Genomic DNA, 25,896 nt, shown 5'->3' on the forward strand with positions numbered 1-25,896 from the left:
CGGTGCTATTTAATGGCATCATTTTTAATTTCGGTGCTATTTAACGATCAATAAAAATCTTTAGTAGGAATAAATACGATGGGCTTTTTCTTTCGGCGATTATCTTTTTATTTTATCGCACTAATATTTGCAGCAACATTAAATTTTATATTACCTCGCGCCATGCCAGGTGATCCTGTGACAATGATGTTTGCTAATGCGACCTCCCATGTTAGCCCTGAACGTATTGAAGCAATGAAAAAACTGCTCGGTTTTGTGGATGGACCATTATATGAGCAATATTTTTCGTATCTTGCCAATATATTTACCGGCCACTGGGGAACATCAATAAAGTTTTATCCGTTATCGGTTAATGATTTGCTTGGCGGTGCCATTGGCTGGTCATTATTTCTCACGGGTACAGCGGTTATTTTATCGTTTTGTCTTGGTTCAGTTATGGGTATTTTTGCCGCTTGGCGTCGAGGCAGTTATTACGACACCTTTATCTCACCGAGTACGCTAGTAGTGCAATCTATCCCTTCCGTGGTTATTGCAATGCTCGTAATGTTTACCTTTGCCATTGGCTTAGAGTGGTTTCCTATTGGTAATGCGTACACCTCAGGCACCACGCCTGATTGGTCAAGTTGGGCATTTTATAAAGATGTCATGTATCACGCTGCCCTGCCGTTGTTATGTGCCACTGTCAGTCAAATTGGTGGCTTTCTAATTAGCATGCGTAACAACATGATCAACCTGCTTAACGAAGACTTTATCACCATGGCGAAAGCCAAAGGACTGAGTGAGCATCGAGTTATTTTTAACTATGCTGCCCGTAATGCGATGCTTCCAAGTGTCACTGCCCTATCCATGGCGCTCGGCACCGCCATCAGTGGTCAGTTAATTGTTGAAATGATCTTTAACTACCCCGGTCTTGGAACGGTGTTATTAAACGCGATTCACGCCCGTGATTATCAAGTATTACAAGGCCAATTATTACTGATGACCTTGTTTATGTTGTTCTTTAACTTTATGGCTGATCTGTTAATTGTGCTGTTAGACCCACGCCTGCGTACTGGAGATCGATAACATGAAAGGGATTATTCAATTATTAGTCCGTAACCCTAAATCGTTAACCGGATTATGTATTTTAGTAATGTTTGTGTTAGCGGCTATTTTTGCGCCATTGATCACCAATCATGCGCCTGATAGAGGCACTGGTAACCCTCACGAATACCCAGCTTTTGTAGTTAAAGCGGCACAGACTAACCCTGATGGTTGGATTGCGAAAAACTTAGCCACCAATAAACGTACCTTGTTAATGTCGAAAAAAGCCGATCATATTCTAGGCACTACCCGTATGGGACGTGATGTATGGTCACAATTAATTTACGGTGCTCGTACCTCCCTCGCTGTGGGTTTAGGCGCTGGTATTTTAGTGTGTTTTCTAGCGACCTTAATTGGGGTTTCTGCTGGCTATTTTGGTGGCAAGGTCGATGAAATACTCACCGCAGCCATGAATATCATGCTAGTGATCCCCCAATTACCACTGCTGTTTATTATTGCCGCATTTATTGGTCAGGCAGGGCCATTTACGATTGCGATAGTGATCGCCATTACTTCATGGGCATGGGGTGCGCGGGTGGTGCGATCTCAAACATTATCCTTACGCGAAAAAGAGTTTATTCGTGCCGCAGAAGTATTAGGTGAATCACCGTGGCGCATTATCGCCGTTGAAATTTTGCCGAACCTGATGTCAATTGTTGGCGCGAGTTTTATTGGTTGTGTGCTACTCGCGATCATGACCGAAGCCAGTTTATCGTTCCTTGGTCTTGGCGATCCTAATGCAATCAGCTGGGGGGTGATGTTATATAACGTTCAAACTTCTTCATCGATGCTGATTGGCGCATGGTGGGAAATTCTCGCACCTTGTATCGCGTTAATCTTTATCGCGATTGGTTTGTCGTTATTAAACTTCGCTGTCGATGAAATCGCTAACCCACAATTACGCTCTCACAAAGGCATGCGCCGCTGGCAACAACATAGCGATGCCAACCTTGTTCAAACTCAAACCGAAATGCCACACCCTATTACTGATGGCGGAACCAAATAATGACAACCTCTTTATTCACCATAACCTTAACCCGAGATCAGCAATCCGATCAATTCACTCGTCGTCTGCATCTCACCCTTGGCAGCAGCCATAAGTTAACCCTTAATCAAGATGTCTGTGATTACGATGCCGAGATCAGCAAGCAGGCGATTACGGTTGCCGACATCCAAGATATTGGCTATTTAATCGCGACCACATTTAGCAACGCTTCCACGCTCCAGTTATCCATTGATGACAACATTGCCGCTCAATATAGCCACCAGCATTGGTTCAAGTGGCTGTCTTTTGGGCTCGCGTTATCAAACTATAATTATCGCCACAGTGATAGTCCCTTGTTACAACCCATCGTGGCAAATTTTAGCTTATTAAATGCCACCGACGAGGATAACTGCGCCTTTGAAAACGGAAAAATACTCGCTTACAGTCAATTAATTTCCCGTGAGTTAATGAATAAACCGGGTAATGTTATTTATCCACAATCCTTTGTCGAGGCCGTTGAAGCATTAGCGATTAATAACATTGAATTATCGTACCTTGATGAGGCGATGATGCTTGAACAAGGCTTTGGCGGCTTAATGAGTATCGCCCAAGGCAGTGATCGTGAAGCGCGGTTATTGTGCCTCGATTATCATCCTCAACACCCTCAATTTACGGTGGCGTTAGTCGGTAAAGGGGTTACGTTTGATTCTGGCGGGATTAGCATTAAACAACCGCGTTATATGAGTACCATGAAAGTCGATATGGGTGGTGCTGCCGCCGTTGTTGGCGCACTCAATGCCATTGCGCAACTGCAATTACCCATTAGAGTGATTGGTTTGTGTGGCTTAGTTGAAAATATGCCGTCTGGTAAAGCCATTAAACCCGGTGATGTGGTGACTATGCTCAATAAAACCAGTGTCGAAATCATTAGCACAGATGCCGAAGGTCGAATGGTATTGGCTGACGTACTTCATTATGCCCAGCAGCACTATCAACCGGATTATTTAGTCGATATTGCGACCTTAACCGGAGGCACTGGGATTGCACTCGGCAAGGCTTATGCTTCATTAATGGGCAATAATGATAACCTGATTGCTGATGCTCAAATTGCAGGCCAAGCGTGTTCAGAACCGTTGTGGTCAATGCCAACAGGTGGCATGTTTACCACTGCACTTGAAAGTGATTTTGCCGATTTACGCCATGGTAGCGAAGAACCTGATGGCAGCCCATGTGTCGCTGCAACATTTTTATCGCACTTTATTCAACCGGATCAAAAGTGGATCCATATCGATTCAGCCGCCATGTCATTGGGTATGAATCATCGTAAAATTTACAGCAAAGCCACCACTGGCTACGGGACACTGTTATTAACTGAACTCTGCCAACAACTGATCTTGCAAGATCAGTTGCAGAACGAACAAGGAAGTCGATCATGATCTTATTAGCAAACTCAGAAGCCTATCCGGGGATTGAAGCCTCAGCTCGTCGCCTCCAAGCGGGAGAGGAAGGCTTACGCGCATTGGTTGAAGGCATTAAACTGGTTGAGTTAGATCCTCGCGTGCGCACCGTCGGTTATGGCGGTTGGCCGAACGTATTAGGTGAAATGGAATTAGATGCTTCAGTAATGGACGGTGATAGCTTACGCACAGGCGCAGTTGGAGCATTAAAAGGCTATATTCACCCGATTGAAGTCGCCTACAGCGTGATGACCGATCTTAACCATGAAATTTTAGTCGGTGAAGGCGCAGCTATTTTTGCCAATGAAATTAATGCGGTCGCTGGTAATAACCTCATCGAAGATTCAAAGCAAGTGTGGTGGGAAAAGTTAGAACAAGCGATGACCCCAGAGCAACAAGCTGCATTTCCTAACGTGCCGCTTGCGCCACTGTCTAACAATGCCACCGATCCGGAACGTGTACGAGATACAACGGTATTTCTGAGCAGTGATATTAATCATAAAATTACCGCAGCGACTTCAACATCAGGCTGGGCATGGAAATACCCCGGTCGTTTAGGCGATAGTCCTATTATTGGTGCTGGATCTTATGCTGATAGCCGTTATGGCGCGTGTGCTTGTACTCATACTGGTGAAATGAGCATCCGCTGCTCAACTGCACATGCTGTCGTGTTATATATGAAAATGGGCATGACACTTGATGAAGCGGTCTATGAAGCGATTCGAGATCTCGATTATCTCAAAGATGGTTACACTGAAGGCGTTACTATTCATGCGATTGATTGCCACGGTAATCATAAAGTGGTGAGTTTAAATTGTCCGGGCAATATCACTTATTGGCTGTGGCAAACGGGAATGGCTAAGCCTGAAGAACGTCAAGCTGAAGTGATCATGACCAAATAATATGACAACCAATACTCATCAACCAGAAAACTGATAATAATACCCAGAAAACACCCTTACACAGTGCCAACAACCAAGACGAACTGGCTCACAGGGTGTTTTCTCTATAACCCATTTTTTATTTCGCTTTATTCAGAAAAAATCCCCACAGCTTTTGCCATATAACATCGAGTTGATTATAAGGCACATAATCATCACGAAAGGCTTTGCTATCATCTTCTGCAATACTTTTTACGTACTGTTTATTATCCGTGCTGATAATTTTTGTAAAATCACACGTATACGGTGACACTTCACGCTCAAGAAAACGTAAAGCTTGGCGAGGATCTGAAGTTACTTTAACAATATCAGGATGATGAGATAAACCATGAGTGATCTTTAACTTAAACCTTGTCATTGTTGCTGTCCTTGAAACGATTGAGATGATCAACAACCGCGAAAATGGAAATAGAAAAAGGGTGTTGAAATAAAATATACTCGCTCTTGTTTCTTTTAAATATCAGCAATATGTTTCAATTTGTATAAAAGATCAGTAGTTGTAACAAAGACGACCATTAAATAATAATACACTGAGAATTCTTAACAATAAGCCATAGCTAACCCGCTAGATTAACTAAATTTTCATATATTGTTACCATAAAACGGCTCAAATTATGCCTATAACCCATTCTACAATGCCAATATTATTATGCTGTAGTATATTCGTCCTTAATGGTTGTAATGACGATAATACTAACAGTACCCCAATCCCTGAAGAATCAATTCAAGCAACTGAAGAACCAGCTCAAGCAACTGAAGAACCAACTCAAGCAACTGAAGAACCAGCTCAAGCAACTGAAGAATCCGATCCCAGTTTAGCTATCGAAGAAGATAACTGTGATGTCGATAATTTCCAATTACTTGATTTTACGCCGTGGCAACGAGAGAACGGCTATTGGGTCGGTGAATATACCTTACTTGGCGCAGACGGTACGCCACAGGTTTCTAGCCGCTGGCCTTACCGTTATGATAATTATAAAGGCTTTATTCATTTAGAAGTGATTGGAAACGCGATTAAACAACGAAATGTGTTTTTATATCCGCCCAAATTAGCAGAATTATGTGATGCAACCACCGAAGCACTCGGTAATGGTCAGTGTGGTATCAATGGCAATGAGAAAATATTCAGTGCCGATCAAAAAGCCACTGATTGCAGTGGTAACATTTCAGGTCCATTTGAATCATTTGGCATGACATTAGACACTAATACCACCTTGATTGGCGATGATACGGTACTTTACCAAGTAAGAATGCCTGATGGCAGTATCATGCAAAATCAACTCACCACTCTACCACCGAACGACAGCCGCGTTCGTACTGCTCAAGGCTTTTTCTCGGGGAGCTCCACCTACGCCAGTTATTACCGCGAGCATAAAGTCACTCAAGAAGAGTTTTTCCAATTACTCGCTGCTGCACGTGTTGAATACAACATTCTCGAAACCGATCACTGTGGTTACGATAATGCTAACCAGCCCAGTCAAACCACCTGTGATGAGCATTTTGAGTTAGATCTTTCAGCTGAGTAATAACAAAAAAGCGTGCGCTTAGATCACTAAGAGCACGCTTATTTGATAACTATTAATCTATTGGCTAATTAATTAAAATGTCGCCTGCAGCGCTTGTTTCTTATCACCTGTCATCACAAACCGTAATTCACCACCAGCTTTAATATCGCTGTGTTTAAAGGTTAAGTTAGCACCTAACTCTTGACCATTGATGGTGACTGACTGCACGTATTTATTCACTGGGCTATTATTATCAGCCACAATAGTAAATTCACCGCCTTTGACATCAATGGCGACTTTATCAAACAATGGACGTCCAATTGAATAAGTAGGATCGGCTGGCGTGACTTGATAAAAACCCAATGCACTCATGATGTACCATGCAGACATTTGACCGACATCTTCATTACCAATCAAACCTGTTGGCGCGGTGGTATAGAACTGGTTCATGATTTGATCTAAATATTCTTGTGCTTTCCATGGCTCATCGGTCAAATTGTACAAGTATGGAATATGGTGTGATGGCTCATTACCATGCATATATTGACCAATATAGCCGGTTAAATCAGGTAATTCCTCACCGGTATTTGAAGAGCGGGCGGTAAATAATTCATCTAAATCTTCACGGAATGATTTCTCTGGTGTCATATCCGGTTTATTTTGCGCAACATCAGCGGCATAAATTTCTTGTTTTAGACGCTCAAAATCGTGCATTGGTTGGAACTTCCACTGCCATGCATTGCCTTCAGTAAAGGCAAATTCATCCACAAAATACGGGTCAAATGGCAATAATGGGCATTGTTCCATCACTTTAATCTTGCCGTCCGTTTGTACCACTTCAACCATCGTACATTCATTTTGGCGCGACTCATCAATAGGCTGATTAAACTGTGATGCAGGTTTATTCGGACTAACACTTAATGGATGGTTTTTAGGGCGTAAAAATGCCGTTTCTTTATCCCAGTGATGCAACCAATTATCGGCACGTTTAATAAATTCATCTTGCAGTTGCACATCTCCAGCCATACGCGCAATTTCTGATACCGCCCAATCGCCATAAGCAAACTCTAAGGTATAAGAAGCTGAATTCCAGTAGCCATGATGAACATATTCATTTTGTTCATAAACCTTCACTTGCACCACGTTTGCGGCACCAATGTTTTGATCTTCGGTCCAATCAGGGAACTGACTTTTCTCTTGGTAACGCGCGGTAAATTCAGCCGCTTCTAACGCATCTTGAGCATCAACCTTTAAATCTTTTGCCATTGCATCAGCAATAATAGAAATGGCAGGGAAACCAATCATAGTACCCGTATAATGCCCTTGCAGTTCCCACTTAGGTAAAATACCACCATCTTTATATTTACGAATTAAATCATTGGCATATTCTGTTGCGCGTTGCGGATTAATAATGGTTTGGAGTGGATGGAAAGCGCGGAAAGTATCCCACATTGAATACACTGAATAGTTAGGTGTATCCCCCGCGTCTTTAATCTCTTGGGTGCGCATGGCGCGATATTTACCGTCAATATCTTGAAAAATCATTGGCGCGATTGAAGCATGGTACATCGCAGTATAGAAAATCTCCTTTTGATCTTCTGTGCCACCTTCAACCTCAACCTTGGCTAACTCGTTATGCCATGCTTGCTGAGATTGCGCTAACACACTATCAAAGCCCCATGCAGGTACTTCTGCATCAAGGTTTTTCTCTGCGCCTTCAACACCCGTTGGTGATAAACCGACTTTTAATTCTAATGGTTGATCTGTCGGTGCAAATTCTAAATAAGCGATAGTTTTAACTGCTTCAATATTATCATTGTTTAATGTAACGCCAGTTTCAACACCATCAATTAATGCGGTTGCTTTAACTATTGGTTGATTAAATTTAGCATAGAAATAAACATGCTGATTATTCGCCCAACCGTCTGAACTGCGTTGACCACGAATAGTATATTCATCAATAATCTCAATATTACCGACTGTGGTTCGATTACCCCAACTCTTATTTAACGTGTGATCTAAATCAAATTTAATAAACGGAGTGCTACCTTCTGCAAAGGTGTATTTATGATAGCCAACCCTTGCTGTGGTGGTTAATTCAGCTTTAATTTCACCACGATTTAATTCAACGGAATAATAACCCGCTGCTGCAGTTTCATTGGCTTTATCAAAGGTATTGTAAGTAGCATTGGATTTTTCAGTAAACGGTAAGACTAATATATCACCTAAATCAGTAATACCCGTACCACTTAAATGGGTATGAGAAAACCCATAAACAGGAATATCTTGTTGTTTTCCATGGTCAAAATAACCTGCTGCCGATCCCCAACCATCCATTTCAGTATCAGGGCTTAGCTGCACCATCCCCGATGGGAACACTGCCCCAGGAAAGGTATGACCATCAGCACCCGTACCAATAAAAGGGTTTACATATTGTAAATATACGTCTGAAACTGGATCAATATTATCTTTAGATACTGTAGTATCATCAGAATTACAGCCAACTAATCCCATTGCTAGTGCAATAGAAAGTGCTACTGGACTCAGTTTATTTCTCATTATCATCGACCTATATTAATTATTATTCGACAGCGAGTTATATAAAATCAACTCAATATATTATTGTTCGATAATAAAAATAAACACACAAACTAAGTAGTAGCAAAAAACAACATTTACTGGACTTTTATAACTGATTACTCTTTTAGTGACATTGCTTCAATCTCATTCTTATTATTTATCCATCCACTAAAAATAATCATGAATTAAATTTTTGCATACGACTAAAGCGTCTCTTGATTAAACGATGAATGGCTAAGTGGGCTCAAATTAATCTTATTTAATTCCTGTGAACATAACTGATAAAAAGCGTCTGCTTGAGGTGATACTTGTCTGTCTTTGAAGCGTAATATGCCAATTATTCGCTCAATATTTGGATCGTTTAACGGGATCCACGTCAGTTTCTGATGATTAAATGGAAATGCCAATTTAGGTAAAGTGGTAATACCGATCCCTAATTCTAAAATTGAAAATAGTGAGGTAATATTTTCAACAGAATACAGTGCATGATCAAATAACACTCGTGCTGGCGTATTCTCTAATAATTGGCATGTACCATTAATAATAAATGGAAAAGCGCGTAATTGCTGCCATGATAGCCCTTGTGAAAAACAGGCTAAAGGGTGATCGGCAAGACAAACCACCCCCAGTGGATCAGATAATAATGGCGTAAAATCAACAGTATTATCATTACGATGAAGACAATGACCCACAGCTAAATCTACCTCTCCCGCTAATAATCGTGCTTCAATGCCTATCGCATTATCATCAATTAAAGAGACTTCAACATTTGGATGACTTTCAGTAAAACTAGCCATAACCTGTGGAATTAATTTTGCGGCCACTGATGGCACACTTGCGATACGTATCTTCCCCCTCTGACCAATGGCTGTCGCCTGCAAATCACTTTCAAGATCTTGATACTGTTTCATAAAATGCTGAATTTTAGGTAAACATACTTCACCAAAAGGGGTTAATTTTACTTTATGACCCGCTTCAAACAACCGTTGACCCAGAATTTTATCCAGTTCTTTTACTGAGGTAGATAACGCTGCTTGTGAACGATTAGCATGCACTGATGCAGTTCGAAAACCGCCATGCTCAACCACCAGCAAAAAATACTTCAATTGCTGTAACTTTATATCCATAGCAACAATCACCCTGCCAATTTATCGGTAAGTAGCATCCTTTAATTCACGGCTGATAAAATAAACTTATCAAAAGTGAAAAATAAACCATTCGATTTATCATTAAATATTCAGCATAATTTAACCAAATAGAAACATTAATGTTACATAAAAAGGTGAATTATGTCTGATAGCTCCATCAAAAAGTCGATAAAGACTGACCTTTTTGCCTCTAAAGCACCACTTGAATGGGCTATTGTCAATAATGGAACCTTATACACAGCACAGATCCCTATCGATAGTAGTGGCACTGTCGTCAGCGGAGGGATTGAAGCTCAAACTCACCAAGTATTCACGAACTTAATCCATACTCTTGAATGTGCCAACGTAAATTCTGAAGCAGTACTGCAAGTCCTTATTTATGTCACAGATCGCCGTTATCTCACTGTCGTCAATGCTATTTATGCTGATTATTTTTCGGCACCTTATCCAAACCGTGCCGCTATCGTTGTCGCAGGTCTTGCTCGTGAAGAAATGCTAGTTGAATTTGTTGTTTATGCTGCGGTCAATTAGCGCGCCCTCTTTTGCATAATTCCCCCTTTACCAAACAAGGATAAGTCAATGTCATACTCTAAATATAATCTTCGTTCACAAGCTGAAAATGCGCTGTATATTGATGGCCAGTGGCACAGTGGTACCACAACAATCAATAACATTAATCCCTCTGATATTTCTGACAGTATTGGTCATTTTTCTCAAGCAAGCGCGCAACAACTGCAACAAGCCATTGATGCCGCCAAAACTGCTCAACCAACATGGGAAAAAACCCCGTTAGAACACAAACAACGCATACTACAAGCCATCGGTGATGAACTGATTGCACGTTGTGATGAATTAGGAACATTACTTTCGCGTGAGGAAGGAAAACCGTTTGCTGAAGGACGTGGTGAAATCTATCGCGCAGGGCAATTTTTTCAGTACTTTGCTGCCGAGGTACTACGTCAAATGGGCGATCTTGCCACTTCAACCCGTCCTGGTGTTTCTGTTGAAGTCAGTCGTGAAGCTGTCGGGGTTGTGGCCATTATCTCACCGTGGAATTTCCCGACAGCCACTGCCGCATGGAAAATCGCGCCAGCATTGGCATTTGGTAACAGTGTTATTTGGAAGCCTGCTAACCTCACCCCAGCCAGTGCGGTCGCCCTTACTGAAATTATTCACCGTCAAGGCCTACCACCCGGTACCTTTAACCTTATTTTAGGTAGCGGTAGTGATATTGGTGACGCTCTTATCCATTCGAATCAAATTAATGCGGTGAGTTTTACAGGCTCAGTCGATACCGGCCGTAAAGTCGCCACAGCAACCGCACCTAATTTTGTACGTTGCCAACTTGAGATGGGCAGCAAAAATGCGTTAGTGATCGCCAATGATGCTGACATTGATATCGCTGTCGAAGCCACCATTATGGGATCGTTTTCAGGCACAGGACAAAAGTGTACAGCCTCTTCACGTTTAGTGGTAATGGACAACATTCATGATGCTTATGTTGAAGCCCTGATCGACCGTATCCATACATTAAAAGTCGGCCATGCGCTTGAAGATGGTGTTTTTATGGGCCCGGTTGTTGATGGTAACCAATTAAAATCCAACATGGATTGGGTTGAAAAAGCCCAGCAACAAGGTGCTGAATTAGGTTGCGGTGGTGAACAACTAACCCTACCGCATGACGGTTTTTATATGGCACCAACACTGTTCTTAAATACCGATAACCATTGGAATGTTAATCAAGAAGAAGTCTTTGCGCCATTGGCCTGTGTAATTCGAGTCTCCAATATTGAGCACGCCATAGCCACCGTTAATGATACCCGTTTTGGCTTAACAGGCGGCATTGTTACTCAAAGTTTACGTACCAGCGCTTTATTTAAACAACAAGTACAAACGGGCTGTGTGATGGTTAACCTTCCCACTGCAGGCACTGATTATCATGTCCCTTTTGGCGGACGCAAGCAATCCAGTTTTGGTCCTCGCGAGCAAGGTCAATATGCGAAAGAGTTCTACACCATAGTTAAAACGGCTTATCAACGTCCATACTAAGGAATGCTTGTATGTATAACGATCATATTATTATTGATGGGTTGCAATATTGCCATTGGGATCGCCCCTATTTTAAGCGCTTACAAGCCAGTGGCATCACAGCGGTACACGCAACCATGGTTTATCACGAAGATGCACGGCAAACCCTGACCCGATTTGGTGAATGGAATCGATTATTTGAACAACACGCTGATCTCATTATGCCAGTGCGAAGCGTTGAAGATATTAAAATTGCCAAAGCAACGCATAAAGTGGGGATTTTTTTAGGGGCACAAAACTGTTCCCCGATTGATGATGAGATTGATTTAATTGCAGTCATGCGCCAACAAGGGCTGTTGATTATGCAGCTTACTTACAATAATCAAAGTTTGCTTGCGACCGGGTGCTATGAACAAGAAGATAATGGCGTCACTCGGTTTGGTAAACAAGCAATCGCAGAGATGAATCGCGTTGGCATGATCATCGACATGTCACACAGCGCAGAACGCTCAACCTTAGAAGCAATTGAGCTGTCATCACGACCGATTTGTATTAGTCATGCTAATCCCTCATTTGCTCATTCAGCTCGGCGCAACAAATCCAATCAAGTGATTCGCTCACTCGCTCAACGCGATGGCTTAATTGGCTTTAGTTTATACCCGTTTCATTTACCTAACGGTAGCCAATGTCGTCTTGATGATTTTTGTCGCATGGTCGCAACTACCGCAGAGCTGGTCGGGGTCAAACACCTTGGTATTGGCAGTGACTTATGCTTAAACCAACCGCAATCAGTCTTAGAATGGATGCGTAATGGGCGCTGGTCAAAAACCATGGATTATGGTGAAGGCTGTTCTAATAATGCCGGTTGGCCAGCCAATCTTCCTTGGTTCAATGACCAACATGGCATGGAAAACATTTATCAAGGGCTGCTCAAGCATGGATTCAATGATACCGAAACCGCACAAATTTTAGGGGGAAATTGGTTCAATTTCTTACAGCAAGGCTTAACTCCTACAACGTCTTAGCAAAGAAATCACACCATATATAACGCCGATCACACACAATACTATAACAATAAGCGATCCAATCTATCAGGCGTTTTTTCTGATTTAAGGAAAGAGCGATGGACGACTTTGGCAATACGGGAGATAGAGCATGTCAGAAAAAACAAATATGATAAAACCGGATCCAATACCACGAACAGCCATCGAAAAACTGGAATTATTAAACCCAGTAATGTGGTTTAGTGGTGGTTTTATCGCCCTTTTTATCATGACAGCACTCTATGATAAAGCATTACTGACAACCCTAGTTAATAGCGGCTTTGCTTGGGCAATTACATTCTTCGGCCCTTACTGGCAGATCTTACTGTTACTGACATTCTTAATTGGTATAGCCCTTGCCATCGGTAAAACAGGTGGTGTCGTATTGGGTAATCTGGCTCAACCTGAAATCGATAGCTTTCGCTGGGTCGCCATTTTGTTGTGTACTTTACTCGCTGGAGGTGGCGTATTTTGGGCAGCTGCAGAGCCGATTGCGCATTATATTACGGTTCCGCCCCTTTTCGGCGATCCTGATAACACATGGCAAAGAGCCGTTAATGCCCTTGCGCAATCATTTATGCATTGGGGATTTCTTGCTTGGGCGATAACAGGCAGTTTAACTTCCATCGTATTAATGCACCTTCACTACGATAAAGGGCTCCCCTTGCAGCCACGAACATTGCTCTACCCCTTACTGGGTAAGCGAGCACTCACTGGCATGACAGGAACCTTAATTGATGCTTGTTGTATTATCGCTGTTGCAGCCGGAACGATTGGTCCAATAGGCTTTTTAGGGTTACAAATAGGCTTTGCTTTACATAACTTATTTGATATTCCAAACGGCTTTACAACTCAGTTAATTATTGTGCTACTGGCTATCGTTATTTATACCATTTCAGCGTTAAGTGGTTTAAACCGTGGTATTCAACTATTAAGCCGCTGGAATGTAATCCTCGCCTTAGGGTTAATGACATATATATTAATTGTGGGGCCGACAGGATTCATTATTAATGGTTACCTGCAAGGTGTTGGCACCATGATCGATAAGTTTATCCCCATGGCAACTTATCGTGGTGATGAAACTTGGCTTAGTTCATGGACCATCTTTTTCTGGGGCTGGTTTCTTGGTTATGGTCCAATGATGGCGATTTTTATCTCTCGCGTCTCCCGTGGCAGAACCATACGTCAATTAATCTTGATGCTAAATATCTGCGCGCCACTGATCACCTGTTTTTGGTTCACTATCGTCGGGGGAACGGGTATTGCTTTTGAAATGACCGATCCTGGTTTAATTAGCAATGCGTTTGCAGGATTTAATTTACCAGGGGCACTACTGGCGATAACACAGCATCTGCCCTTTCCAACGCTTATTTCAATTCTATTTTTAATTCTAACCACCATCTTTATTGTAACAACTGGCGATTCCATGACTTATACCATCAGTGTTGTGATCAGTGGCGATACCGAGCCCAACGCGTTTATACGGACGTTTTGGGGAATAATGATGGGACTCACCGCAATCATTCTAATCTCTTTAGGCTCAGGAGGAATATCTGCTCTCCAGTCTTTTATCGTTATTACTGCGGTACCCGTTTCACTGATTTTACTGCCCTCACTGTGGGATGCTCCTCGTCTTGCGGCACAAATGGCAAAACAACAAGGGCTCTAACCTTCAATCGTTCATAACATAACAGGTCATCAAGCCTAAATAACAATAAGCCTAAATAACAATAAAAGGGTGAACAACATGAAAACACACAGTTGCAACGCAACCAACATGTCCCTACGCAACCCTGCTGTTGTCATGCAACCTCAAAAGCTCGGTGCAATGCATCAAAACCGCCTTAGCTTTGTGCGGATCCTTATTCGCCGTATGGCCAATCAGCAATGGAAAATCACGCCAACAGTGTGGAATATTTCTTCGCAAGGGTATGGCATCGCCCAATATCGCTTAGATACCCCCAATCAGCATTATCATTTAGTGGTATTTTCTAATGCTATTAATGATGAAGATCGCAATGATCGGGTTATCGCTGAAAAATGGGATGTGACATTTGCCTTGGTTGTCGGTGATGTCGATGATGTGTTATTTGATCAGCTCCATAACAATGTTCCCCTTCAAGAAGCTGGACGTTTATCTAGTCAGGTATTGGTGCTTGCACGCGCAAATAAAAGCGTCAGAATCTTCAATCACATCATAGAAAAATTAGCACAAGGACAACAGCCAGAAACTCAATTACTCGCGGATGTGGGCTATATTCTACGTACCACCGCCGTTTATGGTAATGGTAAGTTTGGCATTGCTGATTTTGAACTTTTGGAAGATAACCCTGATTTAAGTCTCTCTTTTAGTGCTCAGATGTGCGCGGTGTATATTCTGCGCCAATTTAGCCTCGACTGGGTCCACTTTCTCGCCCAGCAACAAGCAAATGGCAACGCAGCGACTTTAGCACGTCCATTACAACGTTATATTGGTATCGGGAACGCCACAGGACTAGGTATGGCACCTTATTTAATTCGTCACCCGCGGATCATTGATCAATGGATGACCACCCGTGAAACCGCGATTGCGATGGCGATGGCAAACCCCATAACATCGGCTAGCCGCTTACAATTAGTACCATTACTGCAACGTGCCATTGATCATCTCCAACAAACAACAACCATTGATGTTGATCAACGTCAGCTAAATGTTGCCGCAACCATAGAGCTTCAAGTTATTATTGAGCAGCTAACATTCACCGCTGTTGATAATAACAATTGGCAAGACTTGTTAGCTCAATACCACACCATCAGCCAAGAAACACAAGAGATTTTAACCTCATGCATCCTTGAACTGTACCCCGAACAAATAGACATGCTTGAGAATAATTTCAATGCCGATGAAACCTTATCGTTAAGCACTGGCATCTGCGTTAGCGATCTCATATCACTATTACAACAACGCTATCAATGGGCATTAGATATTGATTTCTACCAACCACTTAATAATTACTGGTTTTGGTATCGCTCAAAAGATAAAGAAGAACCGCGTATAGGCATTCGCGGCCAAGAAGCCGGAGAAGAAAAAGAATTAGCACTTGATATTGCACGACAAGTTTTCTTTTTATACCAAGAATTACAACGCTCATCACCACAAGAAACCCTCGCGACTTTTTTATTAAAGCAGCCACAATATCGCGCGATTGCACGCCGAACATGGACGCTTGGGCAATGTGCTATGGGGGATATTCAAATCAATATTCTTGATCAGTCCACACAACCAATACATTTACTTCGGTGTAAATTAGCCATGTTTGGAGCCACGAAATTTGATCCTCGCTCTGACCGTTGGTTACGTGTGACCTTTTTTCAAGGCGCTCCACTTTCTGATGAGTTACACCCTGATGAATGGTTATTTCCACTCTTGCCAACCACCACTAAAGATATCAAGGAGTTGCCATGATTAACGTTTCTCATAATGAATTAATCACCCAATGCACCAAAGCTTTTGAAGGGTTACAGCGTCAATGTGGTGAAGCTGATATGATCGCGAATATGGTGGTTGATTTAGAGATGGTGGGATTAAACGGTGTCTCTCATTTTGTTAATGCACTGCATTTTTTAGCCCTTGAACAAGATGAAGCGGTCTATGTCGAACCTGTTATCAACCAACAACTCACCGCAAACTTATTAGGCTGTAGTATATTATGTCACTTACCTAATCTGCTTGATTTCACTATAGATAATTTAGCAAACCGCTCGTCAATCGTGCTCAATATCACCCAATGTCATCATCGTTGGCTCGCCTTTAGTGAATTGATTAAACTCGCGGGTAAAGGGCTTTCCGTTAAAGCGCAGTGGCTTAATAGCAGTGATTATAAACAAGTCGTCTATATATTAAATGCGGGACAATTATTACCTGAACTCTATATTGCTAATCATAAGGTCACGGCTAATGAGTTATCTTTAATAATGGATTTACAGTCATTATCGATAGAGATCAGTAAAAAAACATTAACGTTTCCTTTTATAAAAGAAGATTACCAACATCTTTCATCCTTCGATTTACAAGCGGCAAAACAACATGCTTGGAAACATGGTATTTCAATCGCCGTTGAACACTGGCAAATCATTAAACATGCGGCGAGTGCACTATTAGTGGAATCAAATGAAATCTCACCACTAAGTGAAAACGAATAAACGTTGACTGCAAAAAAGCCGTTATACACTTTCAACTACAAAGAGCTAACAGTATAACGGCTTAACTAACGCAACAATCAACCTTATTGATATAAATACTATTTATTCAATGATTGGTAATGTCATTGCTTGTGATTTGTCACCCGTCATCACAAATTTAAGTTCGCCACCGGCTTTAAATTCAGCGTGATTAAAGAACAGACCGTTATCTAATGGCTTACCATTAATGGAGACTGATTTTATGTACATATTATCATCAGCATTATTAAGCGCTTTAACGGTAAAGAAACCGTCTTTTACGGGTAAACGTACTTCATCAAATAATGGACGCCCAACGGTATATACCGGCTCTGCAGCATTAACTTGATAAAAGCCCATCGCCGACATTACATACCATGCTGACATTGAACCCACATCTTCATTACCAATGATGCCAGCAGGTTCTGCAAAATACATTTCATCTAAAATATAATCGACCACTTCTTGGGTTTTCCAAGGCTCCGCGGTCCAGTTATAAAGGTATGGAATATGATGCGAAGGCTCATTACCAAAGGCGACCTGACCAATCATGCCTGACATATCAGCGGTTTCTGTGCCTTCACTACCCGCAGTAAAGGTCGCATCTAAATTTTTCGCAAACGCAGCCTGCCCGCCCATTTCCTGTTGCAGACCTTTAATATCGTGCGGCACAAACCATGTCCATTGCCATGCGTTACCTTCCGCATAAGGACCTGATTCATGGGCGGTATTATAAGGGTCAAATGGCGAAATAAACTCTTTATCAATGGTTAATGGACGCATAAACCCAGTAACACCATGCTTGGCATACTCGGTTGGATTGTTATCAAAATAATACTTAAATGCTTGTGAGCGTTCTAAATATTGTTTTTCAAGCTCTGTATTAGCTGCCGCTTTAGCAATTTGTGCAATCGCCCAATCATAAAACGCATTCTCTAAGCCGTAAGAAACGGACTCTTTAATATTTTCAGCATTTTCATTAGTAACAGGCACAAAGCCTTGTTGTTGAGAAAACTTAATCGCATCGGGTAACACACGTTTTAAAACATCGAGATCCCACTCTTGAGCTAATGTGGTATGGTTATCATAAGTAGATGATTCAACTGCTGCTTGCAGTGCTTGTTGTTTTTCTTGTAATGTAAATTCATTGGGGAATTTGGTGATCGCATCAGCAATCACTGCAACAGACGGATAGCCAATCATAGTGCCAGTCTCATCACCTAAATGTTCCCACTTGGGTAATAAGCCGCTTTCCTGCCATTTTTGAACCATATTCTTAGCATACTGTACTGCACGCTCTGGCTCGGTAATGGTTTTTAATGGGTGTAAGGCGCGGAAAGTATCCCATAATGAATACACCGAAAAGTTCGGTTGCTCTGCTGTTGCTTGACCATAGGCAATCGAGTAATTCCCTTCACCATTACGAAGAGAGCCTTTCCCCATCCCTCTAAATTCACCGTTTACATCTTGATGTACTTGAGGAGCTATTTTTGTATGGTATAGCGCGGTATAGAAAATTTGTTTTTGATCAGCAGTGCCACCTTTAACATCAAAATTTAAGGCGCGTTGCCACTTCTTCACCGCAGCAGTTCTAGCTTGATCAAATGATTGATTCGCTTCAGCATCGTAGTTTGCTTTCGCACCATCAGCACTAACAGCAGAAATCGCTACTGCCGCATTCACGATTTGACTATCACCTGTTTCAAATTCAACATACGCGGTAACGTCAGCTTTAGTGCGCTTAGGTTTACCATCATTATCAGTGATCAATGCCGAAACATGCTCTGCTGTTAAGCCCTCAACCGGTTTACCGTTGGCAAGAATAACCACATTTTTGATTTTTTTATCAAAGGTCGCATGGAAGAAAATTTTCTGATTTTTCGCCCAACCAGAGAAATGTGCCGCATCCCTTTCACCGGTGATCGTATAACCATCCTCACTAACGGTTAATTGATTACGTAATGAGGTAGATCCCCAGTCACTGTTTAAAATAGAGTTTAAATCTATTTTTAACTTTTGATCAGCCCCTTGAGGATAAGTATAACGGTGAAAACCGACCCGCTCAGAGGCGGTTAATTCTGCTTTAATATTATTATCGGCAATTTCTACGCTGTAATAACCAACTTCAGCATGTTCTGAGGTTTTATCCATTTTAACAGCAATGGCTTTACGATAATCATCATTATCTTCAATGTACTTTTGATTCTCTTCAGTAAACGGCAAAAATAGAATATCCCCTAATCCCCCCATACCCGTACCACTTAAATGAGTATGAGAGAAACCAAATAAGGTGTCTTTATCGTAATGATAACCCGATGAAGAATGCCATCCCATTAACTCGGTATCAGGTGATAATTGAATCATGCCTTCAGGTACGACTGCCCCTGGGAATGTGTGACCATTAAAGCCAGTGCCAATAAATGGGTCGACAAATTTAGTATTGCCCGTTAACTCAATCGCTGGTCGATCTTTATCTGGCACAATAGTGGTATTATTATTTATAGTTTCATTATTACAGCCAGCTAATACCGCTGCGACCATCAGTGCCAAAGGCATTATTTTCATTGTCGACATATCCATTCCCTAGCTTATCTCGTGGCTGTAGATTGTTATATCTACCGCTACAGTTGAAAAATTCTGACGGGATTATCAATAAACTTAGCGGTGGGATATATAGGATTAATTACGCATTCGCAGGCTTTTTGTAACAGCAATTATACGTTGTGATATACCGCATATTCTCTAAACCGTTATTCTGGACTCAATATCACAGTTTTTATTATACTAACCATAAAAAAAGCCGCTACATGCGTAAACATATAGCGGCACTATCAATAAAATTGATAATCAACAGATAGAATTAGGATTTTAAATAACAGCCTTACCTTGTACCCATACTTTAACCACATTTTCTGGTTGAGCTAACGTAATAATTTTCTCTAGAATATCTTTCGCGCTATCAAATTCAGGCCAAATACGTAAGTTACCAATAGTCGGATTTGCTTTAATCACAATCGCATCAAAATGATAACCTTGATTGAATAACCCCACTTTGGCATCAAGCACTTGCCCGCCACCGACTGTTGCCATCCAAAATGCTTCCACAAAACTAATCCTCACATTGGCAGTGCCACGCTCAGCTGCAGGTAAGTAAATATTCACTCCTTCTTCACGTACACGCGAGTGGCTCACCGCATCAAAACTAGCACGGAAAATAGATGGCGATGGTGCACCTGCGATATCACTGCCTAAGCCAATTTGTACGCCGTGATCTAGTAATTCACGCGCAGGCATCGCTGCGTTGGCAAAATACATATTCGATAATGGACAATGACCAATCCCCGCATTAAATTGCTTAATTTTTTCAATATCGGCATCATTTAAGAAAATAGAGTGGGCGAGAATCGATTTGTTATTAAGTAACCCCATATCAGCGTAAATAGTCACATCACTGACACCGTAATGTTGGATGCTATAGTCACGCGCCCAATCACTTTCAGAACAATGGGTTTGCATGTGGAGATCATAACACTGCACTAAGCCGCCTAATTGCTGCAATAACTCACTGGTGCAACTAGGCACAAAACGCGGCGTGATCACGGGTTTTACTAATCGCGACTGATTACCCGCAAGCTCAAACACGTTATTAACAAACAATTCGGTATCATCAATCGCCTCTGTAACACTCGACTCACAATAATATGCAGGACATTGCTGACTATTGTCCATGTTCACTTTACCGACATAAGCACGTTGACCTACATTCAAACACGTTTGCGCGAGTAACTCCGTCGATTGACGGTGAATAGAGGCGAAATACACTGCGCTGGTCGTGCCATTAGCTAGTAATGTTTTAGTCACATCTTGGTAAACCATCGCTGAAAAATCATTATCTGCATAACGGTTCTCAAGTGGAAAGGTATAATTTTGGAGCCAATCATACAGTGGTAAATCAAGCCCTTTACCTGCCTGCGGCCATTGTGGTGCATGGCAATGTAAATCCACTAATCCTGGCAGTAAATACTCACCTTTAGGAATCACTTGTAAACAGTTATTACGCTTAAAGCTGGCTAATAAGTCTGCATATTCAGAATGCTGTGGTTGATAAGTTGCAGCAATATCCCCTTGATGATCAATTAATAATAGCCAATCAACATTGAACTCAAACTCACCTTTAACTGGACAGTGAAAGCAATCGGCAAGGACCGCAAACTTAATCATCGCTATATCAATCATGCGTTATTCTCAGTTGTTGTTTGAGTAACCGTTTGAGTTACTGTTTCAGAAGATATTATTTGAGGTTCGTTTGGTAAAATAAAATTCAAGATCACCGCGGCTAATGCGCCAATCGCAATCCCAGAATTCACTAAATACCCGACTAATTCAGGCAAGGCGTAAACTAATTCACGCGGCATTAATACTGCGCCAAGTGACAACATAATAGGTAAACCAACCACTAACATATTGCGTTCGTTAAGGTTGATGTGTTGAATAACGCGAAAGCCATTCATTGCAATAACCACACAAATTACAGTGAAAATCCCTGAAATTACGGCATGTGGGATCGAGGCAATAATACTGGTCAACTTTGGCATTAATCCCAGTAATAATAAAATAAAGCCACCTGCGATAATCGCACGACGCGAGGCAACACCTGTTACCGCGATAATACCTGCATTAGTGGAATAACCCGTAACAGGGCTGCCACCTAAAGCTGCACAAAAAAAGTGACCAACCGCTTCACCTGTTGCACCACGGTTTAAGCGTTCATCTTTTAGCTCAACCCCTGTCACCGCGCTAACTGCACACCATGTACCAGTGGTTTCCACTAACACAATCATTGAAATAAACAACATCGTCAAAATAGCAATCGGATCGAACGTTAATGCTCCAAACGGTAATAATGTTGGTAATTTAAACCATGCCGCATTAGTCACAGATGAAAAGTCAGTCATACCATAAAAAGCAGCAGTTAACGTCCCCAACACAATCGCACTTAACACTGAGGTTAATCGCAACCAGTGTAGTGATTTAAACAAACAACCTAATAAAATAAAGCTCGACAGTGACACCATACTCACTAGCGCAATCACAATGTTTTCCGTTGGTCGTTCACCACTGTAAATACCATTAAACGCGATAGGTAATAATGATATACCTACCACAATGATCACCGTTCCACCCACAATCGGTGGCACTAATTTTCGAACCGCTTTACTGAATAGGTTTAATGGCTTACCTAACAACGCCACTAATAATGCGACGGGAATTAATGCTCCATAAACCGCTCCCATTCCCATGGTTTGACCAATTGCCGCAATGGCACCAATCGGAATATAAGACGGCCCTTGCATCACAGGTAATTTTAATAAACACCGCGATTGAATAATGGTCGCTAGTCCTGCGACGACAAATGTCATTTGAATAAGCGCTGATGTATCAGCCACTGTGAGTGATAATAAACCGGCTAAAATAATTGGAACAATATATAAATCCATCGCTAAAACATGTTGCGCACCTAAAGAAAGCGAGCGAGGAAGTGATATTTTTTCATCAATATTAATCATGTTTTTTATATACCAATTAATAAACTATCAAAGGCGGCTATAGTGTAAAAACCGCCATTATTTTCAATTGAGATTGAATAAATATCATTCATATCAATAGATGAAAAATTAAATCAACAAACACTTAAAACTCAACGTATTGCATAACATCTGGATATTATTTTGAATCAGAATTATTTTAATATGGCGGGATTTTACCTAAAAAAAAACCAAAGGCAAACGTTTGCTTTGTGATTTTAATCAATATAATAAACAGGGATAATAATTACTTTTTAGGAATAAAAAACACTCAAAATAGTGATACTAGATCACCCGAGAGCAAGGCTTATTTGAACAAGCAAATAAAGAAAAGGGTTGAATACAGCAGAATACAATAGAGAATCGCCCCTCTAACTTTAGGCTATTTCTAGTTAAAGCTAGAGGGGTTTGAAACATTAACGTAGCGCAATCATTGCCGCTTCATAGTTTGGTTCATCTTTAATTTCAGCCACAAGCTCGCTATAAGTCACTTGCCCTGTTTCATCAATAATAATCACCGCACGGGCTGCTAAGCCTTTTAAAGGGCCGGCGTTGATATTTACACCGTAGTCTTGAGTAAACTCAGGCGCGCGGAAAAATGATGCCATCTTCACATTTTCAATCCCTTCAGCAGCGCAGAAACGGCTTGCTGCAAACGGCAGATCTGCTGAAATACACACGACAACAGTATTCTCAATGTCAGCTGCCGCTTTATTAAACGCACGCACACTCATCGCACAAGTTGGTGTATCAACACTTGGAAAAATATTTAACACCACTTTTTTTCCTGTAAGCGAACTTAGTGTTAAATCACTTAGATCAACGCCACAAAGTGTAAATGCAGGCGCTTGTTGTCCTGATTGTGGAAACACACCAGAAATAGAGACTTTTTTTCCTTCAGCAGTTACTGACATAACATTCACCTTTTTTATTATTTTAAAATTAATTATCCATAAAAGAGCTTAAATATACTGGTCTACTTTTATATAGATAACAATACTCAAAAATTAAATACATACGCTAAAGGGATGTTTATAATGATGTAGAAACAATAAACCATAGATAAAAAGTGGAATTAAAGTCAACTTTAAAAAATATAACCAATTGAAAAAAATGCATTTATTCAAGAGCCGTTAAGACTTAGTTTAATCTCACGATCAAATAAAAGAGAATGATAACTATTATTAAAAACAGAGATATTATATTTAATGAAAATCAGCGATAACACCAAAAAAAATGCAATATGGCTGGTATCTAGCCTTATCTTAATCAATATAGCCGTGTGGGTTATTGCGGTCATTGCCTTTCATCATCATCCAGAAATGCTGGGTATGTCCCTCTTGGCCTGGTCACTTGGTTTGCGCCATGCTGTCGATGCCGATCATATTGCTGCCATTGATACCACTACCCGTAAAATGATGGAACAAGGTAAAAAACCGATCACCATCGGTACTTTTTTCTCATTAGGTCATTCAACTATTGTGATGTTAGCTGCGGCAGCGATTGCGCTAACGGTAGGGACATTTAAATCCAAAATTCCGTTTATTAGTGATATTGGCGGCATTATAGGCACCAGCGTTTCTATTCTATTTTTATTAATTATGGCCTATATCAACCTTCGAATTTTCCTCTCTGTTTATAAAAAATTCAATGCCTATAAACAAGGTGTTCGTCCAACAGATGCGGATATAAATATTCAATTAAGTGGTCCATTAAATAAGCTATTCCATTTTTCATTTAAATTTATCAATAAAAGCTGGCACATGTATTTTATTGGTTTCCTATTTGGATTGGGTTTTGATACCGCCAGCGAAATTACCTTATTAGCACTATCAGCAACCAATGCCTCTCAAGGAATGAATATTTGGTTGATCATGATCTTCCCTGTCTTATTTACCGTAGGCATGTCGTTGATTGATACTCTTGATAACCTGGTTATGATCGGTGCTTATGGGTGGGCATTCTCAAAACCATCACGTAAGCTTTATTATAATATGACCATTACAGGCATTTCAGTGATTGTAGCGTTGATCATTGGGGGCTTAGAGGCACTGAGTGCTATTGCGTCAAGTTTGAAATTAAGCGGTTGGTTTTGGGATGGTATTAATACCATGACCGATCACTTTGGGATGGTTGGTATCGGTGTTATCGCGATATTTATTGGTTGCTGGGTACTATCGATCCTCAATTATAAGCTGCGTCGTTACGATAAGTTGGATCAACCGATTTAGTTGTTAATCCACTCTAATAGCCCCTATCCTCAGTCTATAATCTATAACGGTCGCATAAATTGCGACCGTTGCATTATCTAACTGCATGTATTATATGAATAATAATTGTTTCTATGACTATTTTTATTAACTACTTAAAATTCCTGGTAATTTATTTACGTGCAATCACAACAGGTGCTTCTCTCTTCCTACCCCTTAAAAACCTTACACCTTACCCCTTACACCTTGCGCCTAAGACCTCGCCCCAATTGTTCCCCATGAGTAATAATGTTTTGCCATTTACGGTAATTGTTTTGTTTTTGGTAATTGTTAATATAACCCCATCGAAACGCAGACAGCGTTCAGCAATAACAATAAACAAAAGGTTTACCGACTCATGAAAACAGTTATTAAAGCAATTATCGCGACCGCTATTATCGCTACTTCTTACACTGCTTCTGCACGTGATGGCGCTTTCACAGGTAACGTTAACCTCAACAATCAAGCGAATAATAGTGTGGTTGCAAGTCACTATGCAGTAAACGGTACTGCTGATAAATCACATTCAGGTATTGTAGTGATGAACAAAAACAGCCACATGAGCTTTAATGAAAAACTATTATCAGCCGCTGATAAGTAATATTTTGGCAGTAGAACCGTCCACACTTTACGTACAATTTAATTATTACCTATAAGTAAAAGTGTTTTAGTTTTATCTCTATTGTTACCAAAATAACAAGGTGTAGAATGACTGCATCGACACAAATAATAACCACTAAGTTCGATATAGCACATTACATCACCACCTATTGATAACGCGACATTAAATAAATTCAGACTTATGGCTAACGCGGTAAGTCGCTATAAATTCATAAATAATTATCGGAGTTTTACTATGAGCAATGTATTTTACATGCCACCTGTAACCTTAATGGGTCCTAATGCAATTCAATCTCTAGGTGCTGAACTGGCATCAAAAGAATTGAAAAAAGCACTTATCGTCACAGACGGTGTATTGGTTGAAGTGGGTCTGGTTAGTAAGCTAACTGACGAGCTAACTGCACATAACCTTGATTACGTTATCTATGATGGTGTGCAACCTAACCCAACTGAGAAAAACATCGAAGATGG

General features: G+C 41.0%; 21 protein-coding genes. 14 read left to right on the plus strand and 7 right to left on the minus strand.

Annotated elements, in window-relative coordinates; genetic code table 11:
• Window positions 1-78 precede the first annotated feature (78 nt).
• The 4 genes from BTO21_RS16385 to BTO21_RS16400 are packed head-to-tail and all read left to right on the plus strand — an operon-like array spanning window position 79 to window position 4,427.
• The gene (locus BTO21_RS16385; RefSeq protein WP_045031477.1) at window positions 79-1,065 is read left to right on the plus strand and encodes an ABC transporter permease; all 987 of its coding nucleotides are present in this window, start codon (window positions 79-81) and stop codon (window positions 1,063-1,065) included.
• Window position 1,066: 1 nt separating this feature from the next.
• On the plus strand, window positions 1,067-2,089 hold the full coding sequence (locus tag BTO21_RS16390; RefSeq protein ID WP_045031476.1) for an ABC transporter permease: 1,023 nt from the start codon (window positions 1,067-1,069) through the stop codon (window positions 2,087-2,089).
• Window positions 2,089-3,504 (plus strand): M17 family metallopeptidase, encoded by a 1,416-nt coding sequence (locus tag BTO21_RS16395; RefSeq protein WP_045031474.1) that lies wholly within the window; start codon window positions 2,089-2,091, stop codon window positions 3,502-3,504. The genes BTO21_RS16390 and BTO21_RS16395 overlap by 1 nt, the downstream gene beginning before the upstream one ends.
• Complete coding sequence (locus BTO21_RS16400; protein ID WP_045031473.1) at window positions 3,501-4,427, plus strand: glycosylasparaginase; 927 nt, start codon at window positions 3,501-3,503, stop codon at window positions 4,425-4,427. Before BTO21_RS16395 ends, BTO21_RS16400 begins: the two co-directional genes overlap by 4 nt.
• 118 nt (window positions 4,428-4,545) lie before the next feature.
• Here BTO21_RS16400 and BTO21_RS16405 read toward each other — a convergent pair whose 3' ends face one another.
• Window positions 4,546-4,824, minus strand: coding sequence for a hypothetical protein (locus BTO21_RS16405; RefSeq protein WP_045031471.1), 279 nt, complete (start codon window positions 4,822-4,824; stop codon window positions 4,546-4,548).
• A 256-nt stretch (window positions 4,825-5,080) separates the two neighbouring features.
• On the opposite strand from BTO21_RS16405, the gene BTO21_RS16410 reads away from it, so the two are divergent.
• Window positions 5,081-5,992, plus strand: a complete 912-nt coding sequence (locus BTO21_RS16410; RefSeq protein WP_239997946.1) for a hypothetical protein — start codon at window positions 5,081-5,083, stop codon at window positions 5,990-5,992.
• Window positions 5,993-6,064: 72 nt separating this feature from the next.
• Here the strand turns inward: BTO21_RS16410 and BTO21_RS16415 are convergent, their stop codons facing one another.
• Together BTO21_RS16415 and BTO21_RS16420 are read right to left on the minus strand one after the other, a co-directional pair.
• A complete protein-coding gene (locus tag BTO21_RS16415) occupies window positions 6,065-8,536 on the minus strand; it encodes a GH92 family glycosyl hydrolase (protein WP_045031469.1) in 2,472 nt (823 codons plus the stop codon).
• A 218-nt stretch (window positions 8,537-8,754) separates the two neighbouring features.
• Entirely contained in the window at window positions 8,755-9,678 is a 924-nt protein-coding gene (locus tag BTO21_RS16420; RefSeq protein WP_045031511.1) for a LysR family transcriptional regulator, read from the minus strand.
• A 162-nt stretch (window positions 9,679-9,840) separates the two neighbouring features.
• Between BTO21_RS16420 and BTO21_RS16425 the strand changes: the two genes are divergently transcribed.
• The 6 genes from BTO21_RS16425 (at window position 9,841) to BTO21_RS16450 (ending at window position 16,952) form a co-directional block, all read left to right on the plus strand.
• Window positions 9,841-10,230, plus strand: a complete 390-nt coding sequence (locus tag BTO21_RS16425) for a RidA family protein (RefSeq protein ID WP_045031468.1) — start codon at window positions 9,841-9,843, stop codon at window positions 10,228-10,230.
• A gap of 48 nt (window positions 10,231-10,278) precedes the next feature.
• Entirely contained in the window at window positions 10,279-11,748 is a 1,470-nt protein-coding gene (locus BTO21_RS16430) for an aldehyde dehydrogenase family protein (protein WP_045031466.1), read from the plus strand.
• Window positions 11,749-11,759: 11 nt separating this feature from the next.
• Window positions 11,760-12,752, plus strand: coding sequence for a membrane dipeptidase (locus BTO21_RS16435; protein WP_045031464.1), 993 nt, complete (start codon window positions 11,760-11,762; stop codon window positions 12,750-12,752).
• Between the two features lie 130 nt (window positions 12,753-12,882).
• Complete coding sequence (locus tag BTO21_RS16440; protein WP_045031462.1) at window positions 12,883-14,439, plus strand: BCCT family transporter; 1,557 nt, start codon at window positions 12,883-12,885, stop codon at window positions 14,437-14,439.
• A 78-nt stretch (window positions 14,440-14,517) separates the two neighbouring features.
• A complete protein-coding gene (locus BTO21_RS16445; protein WP_045031460.1) occupies window positions 14,518-16,215 on the plus strand; it encodes a hypothetical protein in 1,698 nt (565 codons plus the stop codon).
• The gene (locus BTO21_RS16450; protein WP_052672703.1) at window positions 16,212-16,952 is read left to right on the plus strand and encodes a DUF3726 domain-containing protein; all 741 of its coding nucleotides are present in this window, start codon (window positions 16,212-16,214) and stop codon (window positions 16,950-16,952) included. The genes BTO21_RS16445 and BTO21_RS16450 overlap by 4 nt, the downstream gene beginning before the upstream one ends.
• 102 nt (window positions 16,953-17,054) lie before the next feature.
• Here BTO21_RS16450 and BTO21_RS16455 read toward each other — a convergent pair whose 3' ends face one another.
• The 4 genes from BTO21_RS16455 to tpx all read right to left on the minus strand — a co-directional run bounded on the left by BTO21_RS16455 (window position 17,055) and on the right by tpx (window position 23,469).
• Complete coding sequence (locus tag BTO21_RS16455; protein ID WP_045031458.1) at window positions 17,055-19,544, minus strand: GH92 family glycosyl hydrolase; 2,490 nt, start codon at window positions 19,542-19,544, stop codon at window positions 17,055-17,057.
• Between the two features lie 294 nt (window positions 19,545-19,838).
• The gene (locus BTO21_RS16460) at window positions 19,839-21,206 is read right to left on the minus strand and encodes an amidohydrolase family protein (RefSeq protein ID WP_045031456.1); all 1,368 of its coding nucleotides are present in this window, start codon (window positions 21,204-21,206) and stop codon (window positions 19,839-19,841) included.
• Window positions 21,203-22,537 (minus strand): solute carrier family 23 protein, encoded by a 1,335-nt coding sequence (locus BTO21_RS16465; protein WP_045031454.1) that lies wholly within the window; start codon window positions 22,535-22,537, stop codon window positions 21,203-21,205. Before BTO21_RS16465 ends, BTO21_RS16460 begins: the two co-directional genes overlap by 4 nt.
• Window positions 22,538-22,971: 434 nt before the next feature.
• Window positions 22,972-23,469, minus strand: coding sequence for a thiol peroxidase (gene tpx / locus BTO21_RS16470; protein ID WP_045031450.1), 498 nt, complete (start codon window positions 23,467-23,469; stop codon window positions 22,972-22,974).
• Window positions 23,470-23,763: 294 nt separating this feature from the next.
• On the opposite strand from tpx, the gene BTO21_RS16475 reads away from it, so the two are divergent.
• The 3 genes from BTO21_RS16475 to BTO21_RS16485 form a co-directional block, all read left to right on the plus strand.
• Window positions 23,764-24,786, plus strand: a complete 1,023-nt coding sequence (locus BTO21_RS16475; RefSeq protein ID WP_045031448.1) for a HoxN/HupN/NixA family nickel/cobalt transporter — start codon at window positions 23,764-23,766, stop codon at window positions 24,784-24,786.
• Between the two features lie 376 nt (window positions 24,787-25,162).
• Window positions 25,163-25,405, plus strand: coding sequence for a hypothetical protein (locus BTO21_RS16480; protein ID WP_065193538.1), 243 nt, complete (start codon window positions 25,163-25,165; stop codon window positions 25,403-25,405).
• 255 nt (window positions 25,406-25,660) lie between these two features.
• On the plus strand, window positions 25,661-25,896 hold a 236-nt coding region (locus BTO21_RS16485), incomplete at its 3' end, for an iron-containing alcohol dehydrogenase (RefSeq protein ID WP_146107838.1).

The sequence above is a fragment of the Photobacterium phosphoreum genome (genome assembly GCF_002954725.1).
GTDB lineage: Bacteria > Pseudomonadota > Gammaproteobacteria > Enterobacterales > Vibrionaceae > Photobacterium > Photobacterium phosphoreum.